Genomic DNA, 25,737 nt, shown 5'->3' with positions numbered 1-25,737 from the left:
TCGTCAATGTCGCTACTCGTTCACTTACCCTCGGCGGCCCATTTTTTCATCAGCGCGATGTTATTTTGGACGGTTTTCAATTGACTGGCCGTGCCCCTGATTTTCAGCGTGTGCAGATAGACGGCCATGTCGCTGTCGAACATCGCATCGGATTCCGGAGTGCGGCCTTGGTCGCCGGTCGATTCCATCCATTGGTCCAAGCGACCGCGCATTTCGGACAGCCGAGTTGCATAGGCAGGGTCGGAAACCAAATTGTTGATTTCAAAAGGATCGTTGCTGAGGTCGTATAGCTCCTCGGCAGCCCGTGTCGGACGAAACAACAGTTCTTGGACCGAGTCGAGTTTGCCTGCGTCATGCCACTGACGCAGGGCAATCAGAATTGCTTTGGCATCTTTGTAAGCGCACGGTTGCAAGTGTGGTCGGTTGGGCAAAAAGTTGCGAATGTACTTCAGCTCTTTCGTTCGCACCGCTCGCATGTGGTCAACCGTTTCATCGCATCGATCCCGTGCCGCAAAGACAGCGTCACGTGGTTGGTAGTCCGTCGCTAAGATGTTTCGGGCCTGCATGATGGTTGGCACGGGGATGCCGGCCGCGGCAAGTGACAACGCGGCGATGTCGATGTGCTCGACCAAGTCATTGCGGACGGTGCCGGGCTTGATGGATGGGCCGCTGATGACCAGTGGGACATGCAGGCCTTCGTCGTACATGAATTGTTTGCCGCGTGCGTGGCTAATGCCGTGGTCGGTCATGAACAAGATCAATGTGTTCTCGCGCACACCCTCGGCTTCTAATCGAGCGACTACTTCACCCACCATCAAATCGGTCAGTCGAACTGAATCCAGGTACGCGGCCCAGTCACGAACCACATCGGGATGACGTGGGTAGTAAGGTGGCAGGACTACCCGGTCGTCGGTGGTGCGACTTCCTAGCTTCTTTTCGGCCGCACTCGCTGTTTTCTCCCAACTGGCTGCATGGCTGCCACGCAGCTTTCCACCTTTGGTTTGCAGCTGCGCGAAAAATGGCTGGCCGTCTTTGCGGTCGGCCCAGTCGTTGGAGTCGTAGACTGATTGGTCCCACTGGAAGTTGTAGTCCGTCTTGCCGAGTTTGCCGCCAATCGGCCAGTCGCTGATTGACGTGTGGTATCCCGCGTCCTGGAACAGTTTCGGCACCAATTCGATTCCCTCGGGTAGCGAGATTTTTTCTGTTCCGCGGCCACTGCGATGGTGATGCGCACCAATACTGGTTTGATACATGCCGGTGATGAATGCCGATCGGCATGTCGAGCAAACTGGCGCGGTGACATAAGCATTGGTGAATTTGACCCCGTTCGCGGCCAGTTTGTCCACGTTGGGTGTTGCGATCGCGGTTTCGCCATAGCACGCAAAGTTGGCAGACATGTCGTCCGGAATGATCCAAACAATATTCGGTCGCTCGTCGCCCCAACACGTGCCCTCAAAGTTGCAAGCCGCAGCAAGGTAGCAAGCTGCGGCTGAAAACAGGATTCCTCGTACCGGGTTAGAAAAAGTTCGCAGTCTTTGAAGCTGATTCATGGTCATTCTGGCTTTCGTTGCTAATAGGTTGGCAGTTGCCGACGGGCGTAACGCTATTCTAAGCAAATGCTGAAGTGGCAGGTTCGTCTAGGTAATTCGTGCTGTTCGGCAGATTCGTTTCAATGGCCGCCCATCGCGATGCCGATTCGAAGTCTCGCTCAACGCGACGTCTTGCCGAGCGTGCCGTCTCGCAAGATTTTTCGCCAAGACGATGAACTTTACGCGACTTGCCGGACTGAGCAATCGAGATTCCATGCCAGTAGAACGTGGTTCAAGCGAGTGAATCGATGGGGCTTTGCGACACTTTCATTTGTTCGACCCACCTACGATGGTGAGTAGGGTTATCATTGGGATAAACCATTCACGGACAATGACCGTGAAGGTTGCCTGTTGCCTCTCCGAAGAGCCAAATCATGAATCGAATCTCTCTGCCGGCGCTTTTCATTACTCTTGTTTTGACTGCGTTGATGTCGGCGACTTCAGTTTTGTCGCAAGATTCGCCATCGCGAGTTCTTCGCGCGGGAGCCTACGCAGCCGACATTACGCCGACCACGTTTCCCGTCGAATCGTCTGGCAGCATGACGCGACGCACGGCGGATAAGGCACATGATCCACTGCACGCTCGGTGTCTTGTCATCGACAACGGCGAAACGCAAATCGCGATCGTGACCTGCGATAGTTGCATGATTCCTCGCGAAATTTACGATGCCGCCAAGGAAGCGGCCTCGCGAATCACCGGCATTCCGACTCAGCACATTCTCTGTTCGGCAACACACACTCATACCGCGGCAAGCGCCACACCGACTTTTCAAAGTCCAGCCGCTGAGAACTATGTCGGCTTTCTTACCGAGCAGATCACGCAGAGTATCGTTCGTGCCCACTCACAGTTGGAACCTGCACGCATTGGATGGGCGATCGGCAACAACCCGCGGCAAGTTTTCAATCGCCGTTGGTTTTTGCGTCCGGGGGTTTCGATAAACGATCCGTTTGATCGCGGATCGGACAGAGTCCGGATGAACCCACCAGCCAATAGTCGAGATCTGCTGCAGCCTGCCGGGCCTGTTGATCCGGAAGTTCCTGTCCTCGCAGTGCAAGCCATTGACGGTCGGCCGATTGCGGTGTGGGCGAACTACAGCCTGCATTACGTCGGCGGTGTTCCTGCCGATTCGCTGTCGGCTGATTATTTCGGCCAGTTCGCACGCCAGATCGCAGACTTAATCGATGCGGGTGAAACCGAGCCACCGTTTGTGGCTGCGATGACCAACGGAACCAGCGGAGATATCAACAACATCAACTTCTTTGAAGGTGGCGGGCATCAACAACCATTCGAGCAAATTCGCATCGTCGCGGGCGATGTTGCCGCTTCCGCACAGTCCGCCTACCAGCGAGTTCGATTTGAAACCTGGGTGCCAATAAAAATGCGAGAGACTGAAATTGAGCTGGGTGTCCGACGACCGGACAAAGACGAAATTGCTCGCGCACAGAAACTAATCGAAGATGCTGCGCCCGGCCCTTGGAGTGACCGTCGTTTGATCTATGCGAATGAGACTTTGGATTTGGCAAAGTATCCTGCCGCGGTCAAAGTCAAGTTGCAAGCAATTCGCATCGGCGACCTCGGCATTGTCAGTAGCCCGTGCGAAACGTTTGTTGAAACGGGACTCGCGATCAAGCAACTCAGTCCGTTGAAACCAACGTTTACGATTGAGTTAGCCAATGGTTACAACGGCTACTTGCCAACGCCCGGGCAGCACGCACTCGGTGGATATGAAACATGGCGTTGCAAATCTAGCTACCTGTCAGTCGACGCAGAACCCAAGCTGCGGCAAACACTGTTAGCGTTGCTCGGCGAAGTTGCTCGGTGAAGCCGCTCGCTAGAAATTTCGATCTAGTAATAGCCCAAGAATATCCGGTGATCCATGCGTTTGTTTTTGCTGTTCGCTTTTTTTGTTGCATCGCCATCGGGATTTGCTGACGAGCAAGGTGGGCCGACGTCGGCGCTCGACGTAATCGAGAGTCAACAAGGCGGACGCCACTGGGTAGGGCAAGTGACCGCGCCACCCAAATCGCCAGTCGAATCATTGGCTGCCATCGAAATCGAAACTGGATTCGAAATATCGCTGTTTGCGGCCGAGCCTCTCGTGCGAGATCCGGTTGCGATCTGCTTTGACCAGCAAGGACAAATGTATGCCGTCGAGTACGGTGACTACCCGATTGGTCCGCCCGCAGGTGGCCAACCGTTGTCCCGAATCGTGATGTTGGAAGACACCGATCATGATGGCGTCGCCGACAAGCGACACGTGTTCGCGGAAAACCTCGACTTCGCTCATAGTCTGATGGCCTACAAAGGCGGACTGCTAGTCGGCGCGAAAACCAAAGTTCTATTCTTGCTCGACCGTGACGGCGATCATGTTGCCGATGTGCGACAGGCTCTTTTCGAAGGATTCAATCCGGCACATCCGCAAATGCAGATCGGCAACCCGCGATGGGGTATCGATAATTGGGTCTACTTAAATTATGGACCAGGAGAAGTCAGTTCAGCCGAGATGCCGGACAAGATCGTTTCGATGCCCCGAAAGGACTTTCGCTTTCATCCTCATTCGATGGAATTTGGCGCGGACAGTGGGATGGGCCAATACGGCAATACCATCGATCGTTGGGGGAATCGGTTTTACTGCACAAATCGGAACCCCATCATGACGACGTTCTTGGCTCCGCATGTCACAGCTAGAAACCCCTATCACGTCGTTAGTCAAACGTCTTATGACGTCGCACCGTCCGGCGGTGATTCAAAGGTTTTTCCGATTGTGGAAATGAAGAGCAACTATCTCTCACATGCGGGGACGTACACATCGGCATGCGGAACGACGGCCTATACCGGTGACCTAGGTGATGAGTCGTTTCAGAATAGTGTGTTCGTCTGTGAACCGATTGGCCATTTGGTGACGCGATCGATTGTGTCGAGCACATCTTTGAAGTTCACTGCGAAGCGAGCACAGTCGTCGAGTGACTTTATTGCATCAAGTGATTCTTGGTTTCGGCCGGCAAGTTTGGCGGTAGGCCCGGACGGTGCGCTGTATCTCGCGGACATGTATCGATTATGGGTCGAGCACCCCAAGTTTTTGCCGCCCGAAATTGCCGATAAATTGGATTGGCGAGCCGGTGAAGATCGCGGGCGCATCTACCGGATCACGCCCTCGCTCGCGACAACCTCAACGGCACTAACGCCAACATCAGCATCGCAGACGTTTTCGATACCGACCGAACCACCCGATGCCGTAGAACTGCTCAGTGAGTCCAATGGATGGCGGCAGTTTTTGGGACAGCGATTATTGGTCGAGAATAACGAATTGGACCAAGCCGCAGGAGTTCGCGAACTTCTAACGCATCCATCCGCGACAACGCGGTTGCACGCGATCTGGACATTGCACGGATTGGATTCTTGCACTGTCGCCGATGTGTTGATGATGTGCCGCGACACAAACGCTTTCTGCCGTTGTGCGGCACTGAAGTTAGCGGATCCATTTCTTGAAGACCCGCGGGTACTTGCGGCGGTCGTTCAATCCGCCGGCGACAAAGATCAGCGTGTTCGTTTCGAAGCCGCCTTGTCGCTGCATGCAAGTGACGCGTTTGCCGCCACCGAAGCATTGATCGCTCTTGCCGTAAGCGACGGACTCGATTCATCGTTCGCCGACGGGCTGTTAACGTCGCTGAAAGAGCGTGCTGGTTTGGTGATTTCTGGTTTGGTGCGAAACGAATCATTCTTAACGCACGGGCGCGATGGCGGAATTCCATTGATCAAACGGCTTGCGACAATTGTTGGTGCTCGAGGTGATTTGGCCGAACTGCGGGAACTCTTTAAATTGCTGGGAGAAAACACGAACCACGCGTGGTGGAAGTCGGCTGCAATCGTTGGCTTAGGCGATGGTCTGCCTCGCTATCGTGGGCCGCAGGGGCGGTTGAATCTGGTAGCGATGATGGAAAATCCACCCGCGGAACTAGCCAACGAGATTGTGAATCTGAGGATGATCTTCGACTCTGGACAACAGATTGCGATGGACGCGAACATGCCGATCGCCGATCGTCGTGCGGCCATCGAACTCCTCAAATACCAATCGTTTGCTTCCTCAGCGACGTCCTTTCGCGAACTGTTGTCGATCCACCAGCCTGCCGAGTTGCAATTAGCTGGTATCGACGCTCTGCGAGTTAGCGGAGCATCGGATGCTGCAGAAGTTTTGTTGGATCGTTGGTCACAATTGGGTCCAGCGGTTCGTGGTGACGCCGTTGCGTTTTTACTGAGCCGAACGGAGTCAACGCGAACGACCTTGGCTGCGATGGCAAGCGGCAAAATGAATCCTGCTGCGCTGAGTATTGATCAGCGAGTTCGTTTGCTAAAGCATTCGGATCCAGGCGTCAGCAACCAAGCGTCTGAATTATTCGGCGGAGTCGTTTCATCGAATCGACAGCAAGTCGCCCAGGAGTACGAGAGCGCGCTCACCAAAGCAGCAGACGCGAACCACGGAAAAGAAGTCTTCACGCGTGTTTGCGCTGCGTGTCATCGCATCAACGGACACGGGCATCTTGCCGGGCCAGATTTGAGCGATGTTCGCAACCGTTCGAAGGCCGCCTTGCTTTATGACATTTTAGATCCCAACTCGAAGGTTGAACCTTCATTCGTTGCTTACACCATTTTGACATTGGATGGCGGAATCTACACCGGTTTAGTCGAATCTGAAACCGATGAAGTCATTGTATTGAAAATGGCGGAAGGCAAATCGATGCTGATCGGTCGAGCCGAAATTGACCAGATGAAAGCAAGCGAGGTTTCGCTGATGCCCGAGGGAATCGAGAAAGACATCACACCCCAGCAGATGGCCGATTTGCTTGCGTATTTGAAAGATCGTAATGATGAAAACTAAACCAAATTCGTACCAAAGCATTGGCCAAAAGTGAGGGATTTGAATGCCCCATATTTCGATGACACGGCACGAGTGCATCGGTCCAATATGGCAATTGCGATGCGGGATCGGGCCCGGCAAGCCGTCCAAAGTAGAGCCATCAGGCCGAATTGCGGTAGAATGTCGCTGCAGGTGGTTTGCGTGCCCCTCTTTTGTTGATTGCTCTCGGGCGGGGAATTAGAGTGCTTGTTTTGCGTTCGTTTCTTTCCACTCGAAAGCGTCATTTCGGTCGCGCAAACCCACCATGCAAATTCTTATTCGTCACCTAAGTCAGTGGGCGTACAAAACCAAGCATTCGCCCATCCTTAAAGGTCGTGCTAAGCGGATGAAGGTTTTTCAGGATCTTGTCAATCCGCCACCCGGCGCGAAGATTCTTGATTTGGGAGGTTCTCCCATGGTGTGGAATTTGATCGACCATGACTACCAAGTCACGATGGTCAACTTACCGGGCTTCAACGACCTCTCAATCAAAGATCCACGTTACCAATTTGTCGAGGGAGACGCCTGTGACCTCGAAGGGGTCTTTGCAGATCAGTCGTTCGATTTAGTGTTTAGTAATTCGGTGATCGAACACGTCGGCGACGAAACGCAGCAAGCGGCTTTTGCGCGCGAAGTGCATCGATTGGCTCCTGCTCACTGGATTCAAACTCCGAGTGACCGATTTCCGCTCGAAGTTCACACCGGGGTTCCGTTCTATTTCAGACTGCCCAGCGGTATCCGCAATCGTCTGCATCGATCATGGGAGAAGAAACTACCTGTGTGGTATGACATGATCAGCAACACACGTGTTCTCAGTCGTTCGCAGATGTCGAGTCTGTTTCCCGATTCAGTCTGTTATCGTGAACGATTTGCATTGATGGAGAAGTCTTACGCATTCTACAAACCGATCAGCTAGTGACTCGGTGAGAATGCGGTCAATGACGAGCAACCGCCCGAAGATCGAAATCGATTTTGCTTGCCACACGGGACATCGGAACGGAGTGGCACTGATGTCATGGCGAAATTATCTGCTTTTGCCACTGCTCAATCGCCAAGCCAAGTTGCAATTCACTTGACCGCCATCGTCTCGGTCGAACCGCGTGGAATCGTTGGTTTTTCAAGAACGCTGCCAGACTCGAAACTGCCTGGTGACGCCACACGGCGGACAAGAAACCAAAGGGTCAATGTCACAGCCATGATCGACATCAGTGCTGCGGCTCCTTCGAATAAGAGCGCCGACCGCATCTGATGGACAGGTTCCATTACTTTTTCGAGACGATATTGAACCAAGACCAGCAGATCGGCATTGTCGCGGACGTTCGCTAGTACGGCTGGCTTTTTACGGTCGTCACCTTGATCAAGTGGTCGAGGCAGTTCGACGGGTTGGATCGCAGCAATCCATGGACCATCGTAGGCGTCGCCATCGTCGGCACCCGCCAAGGGATCCAGATAGTCGACGTCACCGCCACCAATCAAACGGTCCATCATTTCGGTTGACATCTGGTACTTTTCGCCCTCTAGCTTTTTGCCGGCTGTTCGTCGCGAGTCCATCAGTGGATGTTGCAGAATCGTGCCGCGAGATGTTCCTTCGCGAGCTTCCACGAGGACCGCAACTTGATTTGCACCCTCTTTGCTTTGCAACAGTTCAAAGTCACCTAAGTTAATCGTGACGACAAAGATGGCGTCGGGTTTGCTATGGTCATCGGTCAGATAGATCGGCGTGCTTACGGCAACTTTCCACAACCGCGTTGCTGTACTGGGGAAAGCCGCCGACAGATGCGTCGCATTGAGCGGTGCGATTTCGCCAATCGAGACATCCGACTTTGAATGATCGATGTGCCCGCCATGAAAGTAAGTTCGGTAACAGAAGTTTCGGCCAGCACTATTTTCCTCTTCATCAACCTGTTCGTCGTAGGCGATCCCTAGGATCGTGCCAAGAGAATCGGTGATGAACATCGTTGCCAGTCGCAATCGCCGTTCTTTAGCGTTTTCGCCTATGTATCGGGAGAGACGTTCAGCCAGGATCTTGTCCAGGTCCGCGCGTTCTCTGACCGCCAGCAGTCGCTGACGCGGATCGCTTTCGCCATGCGTGCGGACGGGGGAACCCATCGCTGCGATTTCTTTCAATGATGTTTGAATCTCTGGTGCATCGAATGTCTTCTGCAGTTGTTCAATCAGTTTTGATCGTGATGCTTCGTCGGTCGTCAATTGAAAATATCGACCGATCTCGCTTTCCAATGTGCGTGCAGCAAAACTGGCTGCTAGCTTATTGCTGCCAAACGCTTCCGTTCGAAGCGCGCTCATTGTGCTGGCGCTGGCTTGTTTGATACTGCGGTAGCCAAAAAACGAAGTCGCCAACAGGACCAACAGCGGCCCCACAATTCCCAACAGCATCAACGGCTTTCGCGATCGCGACTCGTTCCGACGATCCAGGTCGTCCAGGATTTGTTGGATGTTGCCGTAGCGAGCTTCCGGCTTGACCGACAAACACCGCGAGATGATTCGCGCAAGCGGACGGTCCACACCGCGGTGTTGCACATGACCATCTGGAAGGGATCCGCTAGCTATGGCTTCCCGGTACCGTTCCAAACGTTTGGTAAGTGATCCCGCCGTATCAATCTGTCCAACGACTTGGTCGCTGCGGTAGGGTGGTGATCCGACTAGCATTCGATACAGGATCGCGCCAACCGCGTAGACATCCCAGCTAGCGTCGGGTGTCGAGCTCAAATCGGCTTGCTCTGGCGCCATGTAGAACAACGTCCCCAACGCCGGTGTCTGTTCGTGCGACAAGCGACTTTGGCCAAAATCGGCTAGTCGTGGCTCGCCGTCATCCCCCAACAAGATATTGGCCGGCTTGATGTCACAGTGCAAAACGCCTTTGCTGTGACAGTGGCTTAGTCCGACACAAATCGCGCGAAACATCTCAACCGCTTCGGTGACCGGCAAACGGGGACGAGCTTCCAGCAGGTCTTCAAGAGAGCCACCGCCGACCAATTCCATCACATAATAGGGCGGATCGGCGTCCCATCCCACTTCTAGAACTTGGACGACATGCCGGTCGGCGGATAATGTCACAAGATTCTTGACCTCGCGACTGAGCAGGGACCAATTCACGCCGCCGCGATGCAGGTAGAATTTGACGGCAACGTTTCGGCCGGTGTTCAGATTGATGCCAACCCAAACTTGCCCGAATGCACCCGACCCAAGAAAACGGGTCAAACGATGTCCTGGAACCTCCGCTGGCGGCGTCGTCGCACGCATCGACAGCTTCTTGCTAGTCGACTGTCCATCCTCGGATTGGTGTTCGGTTTGGTCGTGATTCATTTCGCGCCGCTGGATGTAAGACTCGCCACTCAAACTCTCGAAGACAGCAACAAGCGTCATGCCTCAACACCCGCTCAAGCGTCTCACCATTATTGTATCGGACAACTCGCGATTCGCACTCATGTTGACGATCGGTTTTGGATGGCTAAGTGTCTTAGCACACGCACAAACGTTCCCTATCGCCCCACAGGCCGAAGGGTCATTGATCGAAGATTCAATCGCAGATAATCCGCCGCCACTTGATGGCAAAGATGGTCGTGACCTGTCCGTCCGCAATTTTCGACCTAAAAATCAATTGCGTACGCCAGCCAATCCAAAAACTTACGCAAAGTTTCCTGTCGTCGACGTTCATACACATTTTCACTTTAAACTTCGCGACAGCGCTGAATTGCTCGACGACTTTGTCGCAGTGATGGACCGAAACCAAATCGCCGTTTGTGTCTCGTTGGACGGTCAACTGGGCAGTCAGTTTGATGCGCACCAAGCCTTTTTGTGGAACAAGTATCGCGACCGCTTTGCCATCTTTGCTCACATCGATTGGCAGGGTGACGGCGACGAAACGGATCCCACGACCTGGGACTGTCATCGCCAAGGGTTTGCCCAACGCACGGTGGATCAGTTAACCGCGGCGGTCGAAGCAGGTGCCAGCGGCCTAAAAATCTTTAAACGATTTGGGCTCGGCTATCGCAATCCCGACGGCACGCTGATGAAAATTGACGACCGTCGTTGGGATCCGATTTGGGCCGCTTGTGGTGAACTTGGGATCCCTGTGATCATTCACACGGCCGATCCCGCAGCGTTTTTTGAACCCGTCGATTCAACGAACGAACGTTGGGAAGAACTGAGTCGGCACCCGGATTGGAGCTTCTATGGCAAGGAGTTTCCATCGCGTCAAGAGCTCTTGGATGCCAGGAACCGAGTCATCGAACGTCATCCGCAAACGAACTTTATTGGTGCTCATATCGCGAATAATTCGGAAGATTTGGCGACGGTCAGCGGGTGGCTTGATCGATACCCGAACCTCTATTTGGAACCCGCATCGCGAATCTCCGAACTCGGTCGCCAACCACGTACAGCCCGTCAATTCTTGATTCGATACGCTGATCGGCTGATGTTTGGTACCGACGGTCCTTGGCCTCAACAGCGGCTAAGACTCTATTGGCGGTTCTTCGAGACTCGCGACGAATCGTTTCCCTATAGCGAAAAGGTGCCGCCACCGCAGGGAATGTGGCAAATCGACGGTGTCGGGCTTCCCGATGAAGTTCTGGCTAAGCTGTACCACGAAAACGCGGCTCGCCTGATCCCCGGAGTTCGCGACCGAATCGAAAAGTTCCGCGTCACGTATCCGACCCTTTCAACCAAAAACGAATGAACAAGACTGACTGCCCGTCGCCAAGCTTTGCGATGATCACATGCGCGCACGGAGCCGAGCAGGCCGTGAAGCAAGCAATTGCACCGGAGGGATGGCGGCTCGCTTTTTCTCGGCCTGGTTTTGTAACCGCCAAGCACGATTCGTCTCAGACCTTGCCGAGCGGAACCTTTATCCGTACCGTTGCCAGTTCCATTGGCCAGTCCAAGAACGAACTTGGTTCGGCCCAAATCGCGAAACTGATTGCATCACTCGAGGCAGCCGATCCAGCCGCGCGTCCGTTTGACCAACTGCACGTTTGGGCGAAAGACCGGGCGGCGATTGGACGTTTTGATTTTGAGCCAGGGATTGATGAAGTCGCCTGTGCGGTCAGTGAAGAAATCTACGCTGCGATCAGTGAAAAATGGCTTCGCTGCGACGCGCCTAATCGAATCGCCGAGCCTGGTGCACGTGTGCTTGATGTGGTGTTGGTGGAACCGTCACATTGGTTCTTTGGCACACACACGGCCACTGTCTGGTCGACCCGGTGGCCCGGCGGTGTTCAGCCAATCGATCCCGCAGAAGAGCCCGTGTCGCGAGCCTACTACAAAGCCGCCGAAGCCATCACCTGGTCAGGATTCAATTTGCAGCCTGGTGATTTGGCTGTCGAGATCGGCAGCGCGCCCGGTGGCGCATGCGGGCGACTGTTGGAACTTGGTTTGCGAGTGATCGGTGTTGACCCGGCCGAGATGGACCCGCGAATTGCTGAGCATCCACGGTTTCGCCACATTCAGGCCCGGGGCGGTGATTTGCCACGTCGCGAGTTTCGGGGAGCAAAATGGATGTTGGTCGACTCGAACGTCAAGCCGGATCAGACGCTTGTCACCGTTGGCAATATTGTCACGAATCGACAAAGTGATTTTCGCGGTTTGCTGATCACGCTAAAGCTAGGCGACTACGACGCGTCGGCCTCGATTGATCGTTGGCGGACGAAGGTCGAGTCGTGGAACCCCAAGTCGATCGAAATCCGGCAATTGGCACGAAACAAATGTGAAGTCTGCTTCGCGGTCGCGATGCAAGGCGACGCCTGATCGGCAAGCACTGGTCGGCAAGCACTGGTCGGCAATAAATGATCGGCAAAAGAATAGCCATCACTTTTTAAGGTGATGGCTGCGTTGTTAATCTAGCATTTTCAATGCCAGCGTTCGTCATGCATTTCGTTACAACTGTTCTGCTGCAAACGTGTCGCCTTGCCCAGGATCCCCAGTTTCGAGGCCCTTCATGAACCATCGAACACGCTGGGCACTGCTTCCGTGCGTGAAGCTTTCTTGGTTTGCGCGTCCTGTACTGCGTTTTTGAAGCGTGTCGTCACCGATCGCCGCCGCCGCTCGCAGTCCTTCCTCGATATCGCCTTCTTCTAGGATCCGTTTTTCGCGTTGGGCATGGTGGAACATCACGCCAGCGTAAAAGTCAGCTTGCAGTTCAAGTCGCACCGATAACTTGTTGTATTCGACTTCGGGCAAACGTTGGCGAGCCTTATCGAGTTCGCTGGTCTTGCCAAGCAAGTTTTGCACGTGGTGGCCGACTTCGTGAGCGACGACGTATGCCTGAGCAAAGTCGCCTGGTGCGTTCAATTGACGATCAAGTTGGTCAAAGAATGCAGTGTCCAAATAAACTTTTTGGTCGGCCGGGCAATAAAAGGGGCCGGCCGCAGACGACGCGGTGCCACAAGCACTCTGAGTCGTTTGCGTGAACAGTTCCAGCTGAGGTTTTTCGTACTTCAGCCCACTCTGGGCGAACAGTTTCGTCCAAACATCTTCGGTATCGGCCAACACCGTACCGACGAACTCGCCGCGCTCGATGTCTTGTTGGCTCAGTTCCTTTCCACCGTTTTGCACAGCGGCTGGCTTGGCTTGGCCTGCCTGTTGCATGACCTGCCGCGGATCACCGCCCAGCAGGCCAACGATCATGGCCAGAATCAAAACGCCGATGCCACCGCCAACGACGGCAGTGCCCCGGGCTCCACGACGATCGACCACATTCTCGCTCTGACGACGTCCACGCCACTTCATATCACCGACTCCGCAAACGGCCCGCAGGCACATGACCAACTGCAATAAAATCAATCCAACACAGAAAGTGAGTATACGTGGCGTGCCCAATCCCAGGCACCCACCCGAACCTGCTTTTGTGCATCCCTGTTTTGCGGCGGAATCGTCCTTGGACCGATTCAGCCGACAATAAACGCTGTCTGGACGGCGATTTCGAGTTCTTCGTTCGTGCGAACGATTAGAGTTTTGGCCGCTGCGCCCGAATCTGAAATGTCCGTGACTGCATCGGTCGACAGGCCACTTTGGTTGGCCGAAGCGTTGATCTTGATTCCCAGGTGCTGCAATCGTTCGGTCGCCAACCGGCGAATCTCGGCTGAATTTTCACCGACTCCTGCTGTGAAGATCAATGCGTCGACGCCTCCCATCTCTGCGACATACCCGCCGATCATCTTGACCAACCGGTGAATGTAGATGTCGATCGCCAGCGACGCAGCGTCATCGCCTTCATCACGCCGGTTCAGAATGGATCGCATGTCGCAGTCGCCACAAAGGCCAAGCAGCCCGCTGGACTTGTTGAGTAAGCGGTCGACCTGGTCGGCAGTCATTCCCGCATTCCGGATCAAGTGAAGTGGCACCGATGGATCGATGTCGCCCGACCGAGTTGCCATCACGAGGCCTTCCAGTGGCGTCATGCCCATCGACGTGTCCACGGCGACACCGCCGACTGACGCGGTCGCGCTCGCTCCGCCACCCAAGTGTAACGAAACGATTCGAGCATTCGATGCCAATGCGGGCTGCCGTTTGCTGAGGTATTCGATTGCGTGTTTTGTAACGAATCGGTGAGACGTTCCGTGAGCCCCATAGCGACGAACGCCATGGTCGACGTAAACCGATTCGGGGATCGCGTATCGGTAGGCGGCCGGCGCCAACGTTGCAAAAAAGGCGGTGTCAAACACTAAGACTTGACCCAAGCCCGTTTTCATTTCGTCGATGGCTTCGACCACTGATCTTGCGGGCGGGTTGTGTAACGGTGCAAACGAGTCCAGTGTGCGTAAATCGGCGATGACGGACGGCGTTACCAGCGCGGGAGTCTGGAACATCGCGCCACCCTGGACAATTCGGTGGCCGATTGCGTCCACCGAAAGCGATCGGTGTTGGTCGAGCGCTGCCTTGGCTGCGGACAGGTGATCGCCTGCGTCGCCACCGGGTTGACCGATTCGGTCGATCAGCCCTTCGGTCAAACGTTTGCCACTGCTCGTGTCGACGCACGCGAACTTTAGCGTGGTGCTGCCGACGTTGAAAACGAGTACGTTCATTACGACTGCGACCTTTCCCACATCGGATCGGTTGATGCCTGCGCTTGGATCGCTGTGATCGCGACTGTGTTGACGATGTCGGCGACGGTGCAACCGCGTGACAAGTCGTTGACCGGTTTGCGAAGTCCTTGCAGTACCGGGCCGATCGCGACCGCGCCTGCCGAACGCTGGACTGCTTTGTAAGTATTGTTTCCGGTGTTCAGATCGGGAAAAACAAACACCGTCGCACGGCCAGCCACTTCGCTGGACGGTAATTTAGCCGCTGCGACCGCCGGGTCGATGGCTGCGTCGTATTGTAGCGGGCCTTCAATCGGCAGATCGGGACGCATCGAACGTAACAGCCCGGTCGCTTTGCGAACCCGCTCAACATCCTCCCCGTGTCCGCTCTCGCCAGTCGAGTACGACAGCATCGCGACACGAGGCTCAATGCCAAACTGCCGCGCCGTGTCGGCGCTGCTGCTGCCGATTTCGGAAAGCTCTTCGGCAGTTGGGTTCGGGATGACGGCGCAATCGCCATAGACCAAAACACTGTGTTTCAAGCACATCAAGAACACGCTGCTAACCACTTTGACGCCTGGCTTGGTCTTGATGAACTCAAACGCGGGGCGAATCGTATTGGCGGTGGTATGAATGGCACCCGAAACCATACCGCCGGCCAGTCCGCGGCGGACCATCATCGTGCCAAAGTAGCTGACCTCTAACATGCGATCTCGTGCCACGTCCATCGTGACACCTTTATGTTTTCGCAGCTCGAAATACTCTTTGGCGAACTCTTCACGCAGGGGACTGGTCGCTGGATTGATGATCGTGACAGCATCTTCCAGTTGATCAGTCGCGGCCAGCAGATTGACGCCGACCTGGCTGGCGGTTGCGCGAATCGCGACCGGGTCGCCTAGCAACACAATGTCCGCGACATCGCGTCGCCGCAGCGAGTCAACGGCTTGCAAGATCCGAGGTTCATTGCCTTCGGGCAATACGATTCGCACACGTTGCTCGCGAGCCTTTTGCATTAGCGAATACTCGAAAAGCATCGGCGTCAAGCTGGCTGTGTTGGGGGCCTTCAATCGGTCGGCCAGTTCATCGCCGTCAACGTAACGCTCGAACAAGCCGATTGCAGATTCCACTTTGCGGGGTGAATTGATTCCGATCTCGGCCTTGACCATCGAGGCCCGGTTGGCGGCGGTGAACGTGTCGTCGGTCGTCGTCAGGATTGGCAAGCAGCCAGGAAATCGCAACAGTCGCAGCAGGGCCTCGGGCGGAGCCAAGCCGCCGGTCAACACCATGCCGGCCGGTGATGGGCCATCGGAATTCAAGCACGCCAGCGCACATCCGGCAACAATGTCACTGCGGTCGCCCGGCGTGATCACTAGCGACCCAGAATACAACCGTTCCAAAAAACCAGGCAACTGCATGGCGGCAACTTTCAACCGAGTTACCTCGCGGTCGAGAGACTTTTCATCGCCATTGAGCACCTTGGCGTCCAAGCCGACTTGAATCTCGCGAAGCGTAGGCTGGCGCAGTAATGGGGACTCGGGAATGAAATAGATCGGCTCGTCACCGCCAAGCTTCGTTTCCTCAAAAGCCTCACGAATCGATTTAGCCTTGTCGTCATCGATTTGATTGACAATCGTTGCCAAAACGTGTCCGCCGTGATCGGTCAACGAATCGTTGCCAATCTGAATCGACTGCACGCAATCACCCACCGATTTGCCATGCGCCGAATAGACCGGCATGATCGCACAGCCGAAATTGACCGCAAAATCTGCGTTCAATTCAAACTCAAGCTCCGGCACCAAGCCTTGAAAGCTAGTGCCTTCGACCACTGCGAAATCCGCGTCCTGTTGAATTGCCTTGAAACGCTGTTGGACTCGTTGGATCAGTTCATCGTAGCGGTCTTCGGCCAATAATTTACGTGCTTCGGTTCGTGTTACACCCGACATCTGCCCTGCCGTGTGCGGCAATTTGTATCGTGCTCGCATCAATTGAATGCTCTGATCCAATTCCGCGGATTCACGCACCACAGGGCGGAAGAAGACGACGCGATTGAACCGTCGAACTGCCAGTTCCATCACGCCGAGCGCGATCATTCGCTTGCCAGTCGCGTTCTCGTTCGTTGCTAGGTAAAGACTTTCAGGCATCGTCGGGGCTCGAGTTGGGTTTGCAACGAATCCTAGCAAAAAGTTGGCCGGTACGGACCTACGGGTAATCCGGGACCCTTGGCGTGTTAGTGGCCGTTCCCCACAACGGCACGGGTTGCTCCGGTGAATTTCAGCGCAACCTAATCGCGATGCCGTCACCACCGTGGTCGCGGGGTGAATTTGCTTCGACGACGGCCTTGATTGGGTGTGCCCGGCGGGCACACTCTCGTTTCATGGCGATCGGCTTGCCGCCAAGCCGTTCTGGTCCCCACGTTGTAAGGACTGACGCGGTGACATCCAGGACCAACATTCAGGGCTGATTTAGTTGCGAAACCTTGTGGCCAAACCGTCTCGATCCCACTGGTGATCAGCGATCAGCCGCACACTCGGTTTCGGCCACCATGTTTGGCATGGTACAGCTGTTGATCGGCGGCCTCTAGCAACTCAGTGGACGTGGTCGGTTTTTTGGGATCCAAAATCGAAAGTCCGAAACTAGCGGTGACGGTCAGATCGCCGGCAGACGTCTCGAAGGCTTTCTCGCCGACGGCTCGGCGACATCGTTCCGCCATCTCGAACGCTTCTTCGCGTCCGGTGGCAGACAGCATCAAACAGAATTCTTCGCCGCCATATCGTGCAAGCAGATCGTCAGATCGGCATAAGTCACCGACTCGTTTGCCGAACGTCTGCAGCACTTGGTCGCCGACCAAATGGCCATGGGTATCGTTGACGGACTTAAAGAAGTCGATGTCAATCATGATCACCGCCAACTCCGTTGCCGATCGTGATGAACGAGATACCTCGCGATTCATCGATTCCAACAGGTACCGCTTGTTCATTGTTCCGGTCAGCGCGTCACGTGTTAGTGCGCTATAGACCGTTTCGTGATACTGCGTTTCTACTGAACCGGCCGACAGGAATCGAAACAGGAAGCTGCCGATGCGAACCGTGTCGCCGGTGCGCAGCGTGTAATCGGTATCGATAAGAGTTTCATTGACCAGGGTTCCGTTCGTGCTGCCAAGATCACGGATGACGTAGCTGTTTTCGCTGCGAATCAGTTTGGCGTGTTGACGCGAAACACTGCTGTCCGAAAGCGATAGATCAGCATCGGGCGAGCGTCCGACCGAGAACTCAGCTTGCTCTAATAACAGCATTCCTGCGATTACATCGGCAGGATAAATTTGAACAAGGCAGCTTTCGTTTTCGGTGGTTTGCGGAAGCGTCGTCGGTTTTCGCCGAAGCGTTGCCTCTTCATGTGGCGTCGCTGCGTTACTTGTCGAAACAGCTTGTTGATTCAAGGCGACTTCGGTCACAAGGTCGTTTGGCGTAGGGGCAATGTTCGTCATGATCTTGATGCTGTCTTTGCGTGGTGCTGTTTCTGCGTAAAAAGAGACGCCGGATCTGAATGCTGACGCCGGTGCATTGAATTGCTATCGAAAAGATTGGTCACCCCTTGCCATCGTGAGCGACGCTCTCGAATGCATTTAGTCGGCCGATAAGAATTGGCCGACAGTTTGCTCGTCTGGATCGGTCGCAATGATTTCACCGGTTGCTGCGGTCCTGCGTCGCTTTCGTCTGGAACGTGGACGTTGGTGCCTGAGTATGTTCGATTGATTCGCGGGTGTTTGTCTTGCCGGTGCCCAGCAACTGGGCCAAATTGGTCTCCGCGGTTGTCAGTTGCTCTTGGCAAAACCTGTCGTTGTCCGTCAACTGCCGAACGAGCTTGATCTTAACGATCGAACTTTCGAAATCACTCGACGCATCATCATGTTGGCCTATTGCCATCCAACAAATGCCTCGCTGCAACAACGCACATCCCAGTGTCTGCAGATAGTCGATACGATCAGGGGCAGTCTTCAACCAGTGGCTCAAGTCATCGATTAAGACGGTCCAGAGATGTACCGCAATTTGGTGCTGGCCGGCTTTGGTTCGTTGACGGCAAGCTTCGGTTTGAATCGTTTCGGATAGTCGGCGATTGCCAACAGTTCCGCTGCGCTCGGCTAACCAACGTGCTAAACGGATGGCCTGCTCGAAATGTTCACAGTCAGGCTGAGTCGCAGCGTTCGCTGAATGCAAAGCCAACTCCATTCGAACGAGTGCCGAGGCAGTGCGAGCGGCAAAGCCGTCAAGCGGTTTGCCAATCGCTGTGTCGGTTTCGTCAAAATGAGGTTCAGTTTTCTGTTGTAACCATCGCCTTGCCCTTGCGATCTGGTCTGACGACGGAAAGTCTGCGGATGACGAGTCGCTGACCATCGTGTTTTTGATAAGCAATTTTCCGATCAGCGAGTTGATTTGTTCTAATTCAAATTGTGAGTCAAGAAAGTAGTCAATTCGGAGGTTGGTTGCCGTAATGCCGGTCGACGAATCTGGCGTCATTTTCCATGCCGGGTCACTCGTTGCGTGAACCTTTAGCAGTCGCTCAGCAGCGAGGTAGTGATCGAGGGCTTGAGCTTTTTTGCCGGTTAGTCGATACAGATCGCCAAGCCGTAATGTTTCCTTGGCTCGTTCCAAAATGGCCATTCGATCGGTGTGTCGAAGAAATGTATCGGACGGGGCGAGTTCGGTTGCTTCAGGCAGTACTTGAACATTCGACGACTTAACGTTCTGCTTCTCGATACGGTCGTATTGGTCGATTGCCCTCTGAAGCAACTCCGCCTGTACCTTTTTCATGCCGGGATAGAACTGAAGCGATCCGCTGAGTTCAGTCAGCCATACATCGGTTGCCTCGCGAGCTTCGCCTAGGCTAAAAATTGCCTCTCGGTGCGACCGTTCAGCTTCGATGCGGGCAATTCGTTCGGCACGATGTGCTTGCTTGATCACGATGCCGAAGCCGATCGCAGCAATCGTCAAAGTCAAGACGCAGATTGCGATGGTTGCGGCGATCCCTTGGTGATGCCGGCACCAGCGAATACTTCGTTCAATCGCTGTTTCTTGGTGTACCGATACTGCGTCGCCAGCGATGAATCGCCGTACGTCTTGCGCCAGCAGTTCGGCAGTTGCGTAACGGTCGTTAGGATTCGCCGACATTGCCTTTTGAACGATCGAAACCAGCGACGACGGTGCAAGAGGCTGTAACGATCGCAGACTCGGGTGAGTTGTTGCTTTGACCTGTTTCAGGATTTCTTCGACGGGTTGCCCTTGGTAGGGATGGCGTCCCGCAATCAGCACATAGAGGATGACGCCGAGGGAATAAATGTCCGAAGGTTGACCGATCGCCGCGATTTCGCCCGCTGCCTGTTCGGGTGACATGAAGGCGGGCGTTCCCACAACCGTTCCGTCAGGCTCGGTCAGCGAAGAAACTTCGGCACTAAAATTGAGGCCGCGTCCGTTATGTGGCGGTTGGGGTGACGCTGCGGACATGCCTGTGGTCTGGGCCAATCCCCAGTCTAAAACTACCGTTTCACCGAATTCGCCAATCATTACGTTCGACGGTTTCAAATCACGATGAACGACGCCACGTTGATGCGCGTAAGCAACGGCGTTGCAGACATCGACGAACCGCTGCAGCAACGGTTCCAACGATTCGCCAAACTGAAATCGGTTTTGGGTTTGGTCACGCTGTCGATCGTTGTGATGGCGATGGACGAACTCTTGCAGCGTGATGCCGTCAAGCAACTTCATCACATAAAAGGCACCTTCCTGGTCACCTAATTCGTGGACAGGCACGATCCCGGGATGCTGAAGTTGGCTGGTGACTTTGGCTTCGTGCAAGAATCGACGACGTTCATCAATGGTCACATCGTCCGCATCGGTAAATCGTTTCACCGCAACTTCGCGATCGAGCTGGCGATCGATCGCCTTTTCCACGATGCCCCAGCCGCCCCTGCCCACTTCGCCAATGTTGTGATACCGCGGTGTCGCTACGGTGTCGCCCGTTGTGGCGATTGATTTTGACGGTTGTCCCGAACCCGAGGCAAGGGTTGCGTCTTGAATCTGATCTTGATCGACTGCCGCTGGCGATCGTTTTCGGCGCGATCGTACGCGACTCTTTTTCGAAGAGTCTTCAACGCGCGTTCGTGGATCTGTATCGCTGCGATTCGATGGATCGTCCGGGCGATTCGTTAGGTCGTCGGTGGTTGAATCAAAGTTTGTCATGACGACCGCTACCAGGTTCTCGCACTACCAGCTTGCCGGGAAATGGCAGCACAAACGTTGTCGAATCAGCCTGTAATGAGGCCGAGTGGCAAGTAATAGAAGTGCACCGGTCTAGAAATGCCGAATAGCAACGAACGCATTTCGGACCTGTAGCCCGCCGGTTTACTTCCGTCAGAAAAAGTACGTCGCCCCGAAGATGACGAGCCCCAATCGCGGATCGTTTCGCCCGTCAAACCTAATGCACGCCTGCCGCGAACCAATTGAACCGGTCGTAACGATTTCGCCGTCTGTTCCCACCAGAGCTCAGGCAGAATCCGAGTCTATAGCCGCACTGGTTCCGGCAGCACGCTGTGTTCGCTCTTCGTCGAGACCCACTCGGCGAACCCATCTTGCTTCGCACGCTAGGTTACATGCCAATACAGCGGAAAATTTTGAGTCGGCCGCGGTTGCGCTCAAGTACGATCGGTTGGATCGCGGAGTGCTCGATAGACCTGCTAGGGTAATTTTGCTGAACAGTCTTGCTGGTCAGTCTTGCTGGTCAGTCTTGCTGGTCAATGCTGGCGAGAGCTACCCACACGTCTTGGTCTACCTGATCCGAAATGAAGTCCACGCTGCCGTCGAGTCGGCAGATGCAAACGCCGCCGGGATGGTTGCTGGTGGGCGAGACGATTCCCATTGCGGCCGTCTCTAACAAGCTTCCGGAAAAGGTCCCCGAGTAGAGCGAATTAGGCGATGCGGCATGGTTGTATGCCGTCTGACCAAGCCCGGTTAGGTACCAAAACTTTCCGGGACTAGGGGCCATTTCAAACACGTTCCAATTCGCCGCCAACACTTCAATCAAGGCATCGTGGGGCGGAGAATCGGAATAGTCTTGTGGCAATATGCCTGTGTTACAGGCGCTTTCGGCTCGCTTGCGTCCCAATCCCCCTATCAGACGTTCGGACGTGAAGACCGTGTGGGACAGGCCATCGCGTACCTTCGACAAATAGTGATCCCCATCAATCATCGGAATGACGCCGTTTCCTGAATCGGTCGGAGTCGGAAACGGGCGTTGACGTCCATACAGCGAGTAGCCGGACGATCCACAAGTCCGGTAGTTGCATCCCTCGACACCATCGCTCGGGCAAGAAAGAAGGGGGACGTTGGAATTGGAAAGACTTAAACGCTCCCCTGCATCAATGCGAAGTGAGTCGGCGATCGATTGAATCTGCAAGACATCGGCCATTTGGTACCAAGGACCATCGTTGCGAGAACCGATATGCCGTTGTTTCGGAAGCACACCAGAAGTGCGATCGACGAACTGTTTCAGTCCCATTCCGAGCTGACGCAAATTGTTCAAGCACTGAGTCCGTCGTGCGGCCTCACGAGCAGTCCCAAGGGACACCGTCAGCAACGCCACTAGTATTGCAATGATGGCAAGGCATACGAATAGCTCGATCAAAGTGAACGCATCTCGCTTTCGCGATTGAGTCGAATCAAAGCCGGAACCTAGGCTGTTGGGTGAACCATGGTGCTGCGCGAATACCTCGCTCGTTAGCCGGCGACGCTTGCGCCACCAAAACGCCAACCCTAAAAGAGTCAGCGTGCCCACGATTGAACCTAAGCTCCGACGCGAAATCGTTGGCGGTTCTAGCCCGATCGCGAGGGCGTCACCGGAAAGGCGTTCTCGATGCCTTGGCGACAGGAGTTCGGGGCGCAGAGGCGGATCGTTGTAGAACCATAGCCCTCGATTGTTTTGGCTCAGAATCACCAAGTGGTCTTCACTTTGCAACCGTGCGATCAAGTACTCGCATGTCGGCAGATTCGCACCGGTATCAAATGAAATCAGTCGGTTTTCAAGCCCATGCTTGCTTGCCGAATCCGAAAGAGATGCGAGAGACATCGTTTGTTTTGTGTAGTTTTCGTCGCTCGCTAAGAATTCCGCGAAAGTAGGTGGCGACTTCGATTTGGCTGCCAATGCCATGTAGAGACACCGAGCGCCGCTGTTGCCGTACAAATTGGAATTCTTGAAATCGATGTTTGATCGTTGACGTAGCGGTGGTTCGGTCGCTGGCACACGCGTGTAGACCGCCACGAGTAGAGTGAAGCTAAGGAAGAGGCATAGCCAACGCATCATCAAATTTCGCTCGCTTACTGAGAATCGAGTTTCTTCATTTCACGCGCTGCGTGAATCATCATGTGGTGGGCTTCCCCCTCTTTGCCACCAACATAGAACTTCTTGGTAACCTTTTGTCGCGAGTCCGTTACACGGGTGCCGAACGGCAAATCATCAGGCGGAATCGAGAGTGACGGAGCGTCTTTGGGAAGCTTGTTGGTCGCCGCATGAACATTGACTTGCAGGTCAATTGAAAACGTCTTGCCGCCATCCCGGCTAACCCGGCGAACAAGCTTCTTGAGTGCAGGTGGGTTCGCAGAGGTCCACAGTACCTGAACGTCGACTTTATTTAGCTGGTCAGCGGGTACGTTGCCAATTCGTGAAGTGTGGACAAGCAACCCGTTTGCATTGAAAACGCTGCGTGAAACGTAACCATCCATAACAAGTTCGGCGAGCTCTTTCTGATCACGCAGGGCCACTGCGACTTGATCAACGTCACTTTGTTGGCGTCCCTGAAGGAACGAGAAGCTGTCGTCGGCCAGTTTCAGCACTGTGTTGGCTAATCGCGGTTCTTCAATCCATCGTCGTGTCGATTTGTTGTTCAGGACTTCGGTCCAGCTTTCGTTCGGACGAACACGCACAATGGGCAGGGGATCGCGTCCATCGATCAGACGACCGCATCGGGCGGTCAGCAGATCGGGCGCAGTGACGCAGTAGGCGTTCTTTGAACGTAGTTCGATCGATCGTCGATCATTTAATTTTGGGTTGCTCTCTCGATCGATGCGTTCCCGCCGCTCGGATTCACCTGACCACCAGACTTTGATGTCGGCCGTTTCGCCTTGGCAAATGACACTCGTGTCGACGTATCCTTCTTGCCAGTTTGACAAGAAATTGTCGATCCGACTGAAGAGATCTTGTCTCGCATCGTCCGCGCGAATTGTTCCAGGAGTTGTTGCGACAAGAAAGAAGATGATTGCGACGGGGCGATTCATAGATTTGCTCTTGAATGCGGTGCGTGCGTCTCGAAGAAGTCGCTCAGCGGTGGTTTGTCAGGGAAGCTGCCCGCCAGTCGAGCTGCGAGACCGGTGAATTCAGAATTGCATTCTCGAGGTGTTGGGGGCTCTTACATTATCAGCATCCCAAAATAACATCACGCGAGTTGTGTTTCGATAGTTCAATCGAAGCAATTGTTGTTTTGGGGACTGCGATTGGTGATTGTGGTGGGTAGTTTGTTTCGCTTCTTGGCCTTATCCAGCATGACGGTGTGCTGGTTTCTTGTTGTCGGTCGTACTTGGTGGTCGTCTGTCACTTAGAATCGGGGCTTTCAGCGGTAGTGCCCTTTCGGAGAGACAATACGTGATGCTGTTATTTTCCTTTCGCTACCGACCGTTCTTGGGGTTTGTGTTTGCTTTGACTTTGTTGTTTGGTCGCATGCCGATCGGTTACTCGCAAGATGATTTTCAGGTTGTTGATGTGCGGCGATCAGCGACGGTGACTGCGATCGAGAAATCACAACCGGCGGTTGCGGCTGTTTATGCGTTTGACGACGGTCGGCGTGGGACCGGCAGCGGATCGGTGATTGACCCTCGCGGTTACGTTTTGACAGCCAAACATGTGGTGATGAAGGATCACATCGTTCTGCTAGGCGGTCGTCCGCCGCTTCGTGCGTCGTTGATCGGAACCATGCCCGAGTTTGATGTGGCGATCTTGAAGCTGGGTGAGCAGGCGCTCCATCGACCCGGTGCTCCGACGCATCCGCGGGCGAATTTACCGCCGGACTTCATTCGGCTAAGCGTGGAAGCGGACGTTCGCATGGGGGAAACTGTTTTGAATATTGGCAGCCCGGGCGGGCGTGGGATTGTTGCAACGCAGGGGATTTTGTCAGCGGTCGCTTTCACGGGGGTCAATCCGCTGGCGCTGGCGACGCAGTCGTCGACCGCGTTTGACGAAATGTTGCAGTTCGATGCGGCCAGTAATCCGGGCAATTCAGGTGGCCCGCTGGTCAATCTGTTGGGACAACAGATCGGAATGGCTGTTAGCGGAATTCCGGGCGAAGAAGGCGTCCACTTTGCATTGCCACTGAAAACAATCCGGCACTCTATCCCGGCGATTCTCAACAGTGAACTGCGCCACCGTTACATCAGCGGAATTACGATCGATCCGCAATTGGCAGACGTCGTGGTGAGCGAAGTTGCCGGTGAATCGCCCGCATCGGCTGCCGGTATCCAACCTGGTGATCAAATCATTTCTGTTGGTGGGCGTGGACTCCGCGATCCCATTGATTGGGAGTTCACTCGGTTCGATTGGCGACCGGGCGATCAGTGCACGCTGGGGATTCGGCGCGGGGACGAAACGATGTCGGCATCGATCAAGCTTAGCCAGCGGACTGGACGGCCGGGACAACAGGTCGCGGCGACGGAGCCAGGTTTGTTGTGTCGACAATCGCCGTACGATCCTCGATTGCCAAACCCGCTTGATGAGGGTCAACGTCCCGAAGGACCGCCAACGATCATGACAGTCGTCGGGCCTAAACCAGATTCTTTGTCACAAGAGGATCACTACGAGTTGTTGATCGAAGGACTGTTGAAAGTGGATCATGCGGGCGTCTATCGACTTGGTCTACGTTCGGACGACGGTTCGAAGCTGTATGTGCATGATGAGTTGTTGATCGACAACAACGGGAATCACGCGCCGATCGTCCGGACCGACTGGGTCGATCTGCAGGCAGGGTTACATCCGATTCGGATCGAATTCTACGAAGACGAGGGCGACCAGGTGCTAGAGCTCTTGATGGCCAAAGGTGACAGGGAATTGGAAGCGGTGTCGACCGACCGACTGTTTCATCAGCCAGAGTCAAATGCGGCGGAAACCGCATCAGAGAGTGAGTGA

General features: G+C 54.6%; 15 protein-coding genes. 6 read left to right on the top strand and 9 right to left on the bottom strand.

Features of this window, described 5'->3' with window-relative positions:
* Positions 1 to 20 precede the first annotated feature (20 nt).
* Positions 21 to 1,550, bottom strand: coding sequence for a sulfatase family protein (locus tag Poly59_RS11390; protein ID WP_146534473.1), 1,530 nt, complete (start codon positions 1,548 to 1,550; stop codon positions 21 to 23).
* A gap of 413 nt (positions 1,551 to 1,963) precedes the next feature.
* On the opposite strand from Poly59_RS11390, the gene Poly59_RS11385 reads away from it, so the two are divergent.
* From Poly59_RS11385 to Poly59_RS11375, 3 genes are all read left to right on the top strand, one after another.
* Positions 1,964 to 3,412 carry a neutral/alkaline non-lysosomal ceramidase N-terminal domain-containing protein gene (locus tag Poly59_RS11385; RefSeq protein WP_186776180.1) on the top strand — a complete coding sequence of 483 codons (1,449 nt, stop codon included), beginning with the start codon at positions 1,964 to 1,966 and terminating at the stop codon, positions 3,410 to 3,412.
* Between the two features lie 54 nt (positions 3,413 to 3,466).
* Entirely contained in the window at positions 3,467 to 6,466 is a 3,000-nt protein-coding gene (locus tag Poly59_RS11380; protein WP_146534148.1) for a PVC-type heme-binding CxxCH protein, read from the top strand.
* Positions 6,467 to 6,749: 283 nt separating this feature from the next.
* Positions 6,750 to 7,400: a class I SAM-dependent methyltransferase gene (locus Poly59_RS11375; RefSeq protein WP_146534147.1), complete on the top strand. Its 651-nt coding sequence runs from the start codon at positions 6,750 to 6,752 to the stop codon at positions 7,398 to 7,400.
* Between the two features lie 152 nt (positions 7,401 to 7,552).
* Here Poly59_RS11375 and Poly59_RS11370 read toward each other — a convergent pair whose 3' ends face one another.
* The gene (locus tag Poly59_RS11370; protein WP_246151554.1) at positions 7,553 to 9,868 is read right to left on the bottom strand and encodes a serine/threonine-protein kinase; all 2,316 of its coding nucleotides are present in this window, start codon (positions 9,866 to 9,868) and stop codon (positions 7,553 to 7,555) included.
* 61 nt (positions 9,869 to 9,929) lie between these two features.
* Between Poly59_RS11370 and Poly59_RS11365 the strand changes: the two genes are divergently transcribed.
* Positions 9,930 to 11,180 (top strand): amidohydrolase family protein, encoded by a 1,251-nt coding sequence (locus tag Poly59_RS11365; protein ID WP_246151553.1) that lies wholly within the window; start codon positions 9,930 to 9,932, stop codon positions 11,178 to 11,180.
* Positions 11,177 to 12,247: an SAM-dependent methyltransferase gene (locus Poly59_RS11360; protein WP_146534145.1), complete on the top strand. Its 1,071-nt coding sequence runs from the start codon at positions 11,177 to 11,179 to the stop codon at positions 12,245 to 12,247. Before Poly59_RS11365 ends, Poly59_RS11360 begins: the two co-directional genes overlap by 4 nt.
* A gap of 129 nt (positions 12,248 to 12,376) precedes the next feature.
* Here Poly59_RS11360 and ypfJ read toward each other — a convergent pair whose 3' ends face one another.
* The 7 genes from ypfJ to Poly59_RS11325 all read right to left on the bottom strand — a co-directional run bounded on the left by ypfJ (position 12,377) and on the right by Poly59_RS11325 (position 23,840).
* Positions 12,377 to 13,228 carry a KPN_02809 family neutral zinc metallopeptidase gene (gene ypfJ / locus Poly59_RS11355; RefSeq protein ID WP_146534144.1) on the bottom strand — a complete coding sequence of 284 codons (852 nt, stop codon included), beginning with the start codon at positions 13,226 to 13,228 and terminating at the stop codon, positions 12,377 to 12,379.
* A 158-nt stretch (positions 13,229 to 13,386) separates the two neighbouring features.
* A complete protein-coding gene (locus tag Poly59_RS11350; RefSeq protein WP_146534143.1) occupies positions 13,387 to 14,523 on the bottom strand; it encodes an acetate/propionate family kinase in 1,137 nt (378 codons plus the stop codon).
* Positions 14,523 to 16,661 carry a phosphate acetyltransferase gene (pta, locus tag Poly59_RS11345; protein WP_146534142.1) on the bottom strand — a complete coding sequence of 713 codons (2,139 nt, stop codon included), beginning with the start codon at positions 16,659 to 16,661 and terminating at the stop codon, positions 14,523 to 14,525. Before pta ends, Poly59_RS11350 begins: the two co-directional genes overlap by 1 nt.
* A gap of 374 nt (positions 16,662 to 17,035) precedes the next feature.
* A complete protein-coding gene (locus tag Poly59_RS11340; protein WP_146534141.1) occupies positions 17,036 to 18,004 on the bottom strand; it encodes a diguanylate cyclase in 969 nt (322 codons plus the stop codon).
* A 196-nt stretch (positions 18,005 to 18,200) separates the two neighbouring features.
* On the bottom strand, positions 18,201 to 20,753 hold the full coding sequence (locus Poly59_RS11335; RefSeq protein WP_146534140.1) for a serine/threonine-protein kinase: 2,553 nt from the start codon (positions 20,751 to 20,753) through the stop codon (positions 18,201 to 18,203).
* A gap of 538 nt (positions 20,754 to 21,291) precedes the next feature.
* On the bottom strand, positions 21,292 to 22,869 hold the full coding sequence (locus tag Poly59_RS11330) for a DUF1559 family PulG-like putative transporter (protein ID WP_146534139.1): 1,578 nt from the start codon (positions 22,867 to 22,869) through the stop codon (positions 21,292 to 21,294).
* A 14-nt stretch (positions 22,870 to 22,883) separates the two neighbouring features.
* Positions 22,884 to 23,840 (bottom strand): hypothetical protein, encoded by a 957-nt coding sequence (locus Poly59_RS11325; protein ID WP_146534138.1) that lies wholly within the window; start codon positions 23,838 to 23,840, stop codon positions 22,884 to 22,886.
* A gap of 367 nt (positions 23,841 to 24,207) precedes the next feature.
* Between Poly59_RS11325 and Poly59_RS11320 the strand changes: the two genes are divergently transcribed.
* The gene (locus Poly59_RS11320; protein ID WP_146534137.1) at positions 24,208 to 25,737 is read left to right on the top strand and encodes a trypsin-like peptidase domain-containing protein; all 1,530 of its coding nucleotides are present in this window, start codon (positions 24,208 to 24,210) and stop codon (positions 25,735 to 25,737) included.

Source organism: Rubripirellula reticaptiva, assembly GCF_007860175.1.
GTDB classification, from domain to species: domain Bacteria; phylum Planctomycetota; class Planctomycetia; order Pirellulales; family Pirellulaceae; genus Rubripirellula; species Rubripirellula reticaptiva.
The sequence above is the reverse complement of the archived record's forward strand: the minus strand, read 5'-3'. Positions and strand labels throughout refer to the sequence as shown.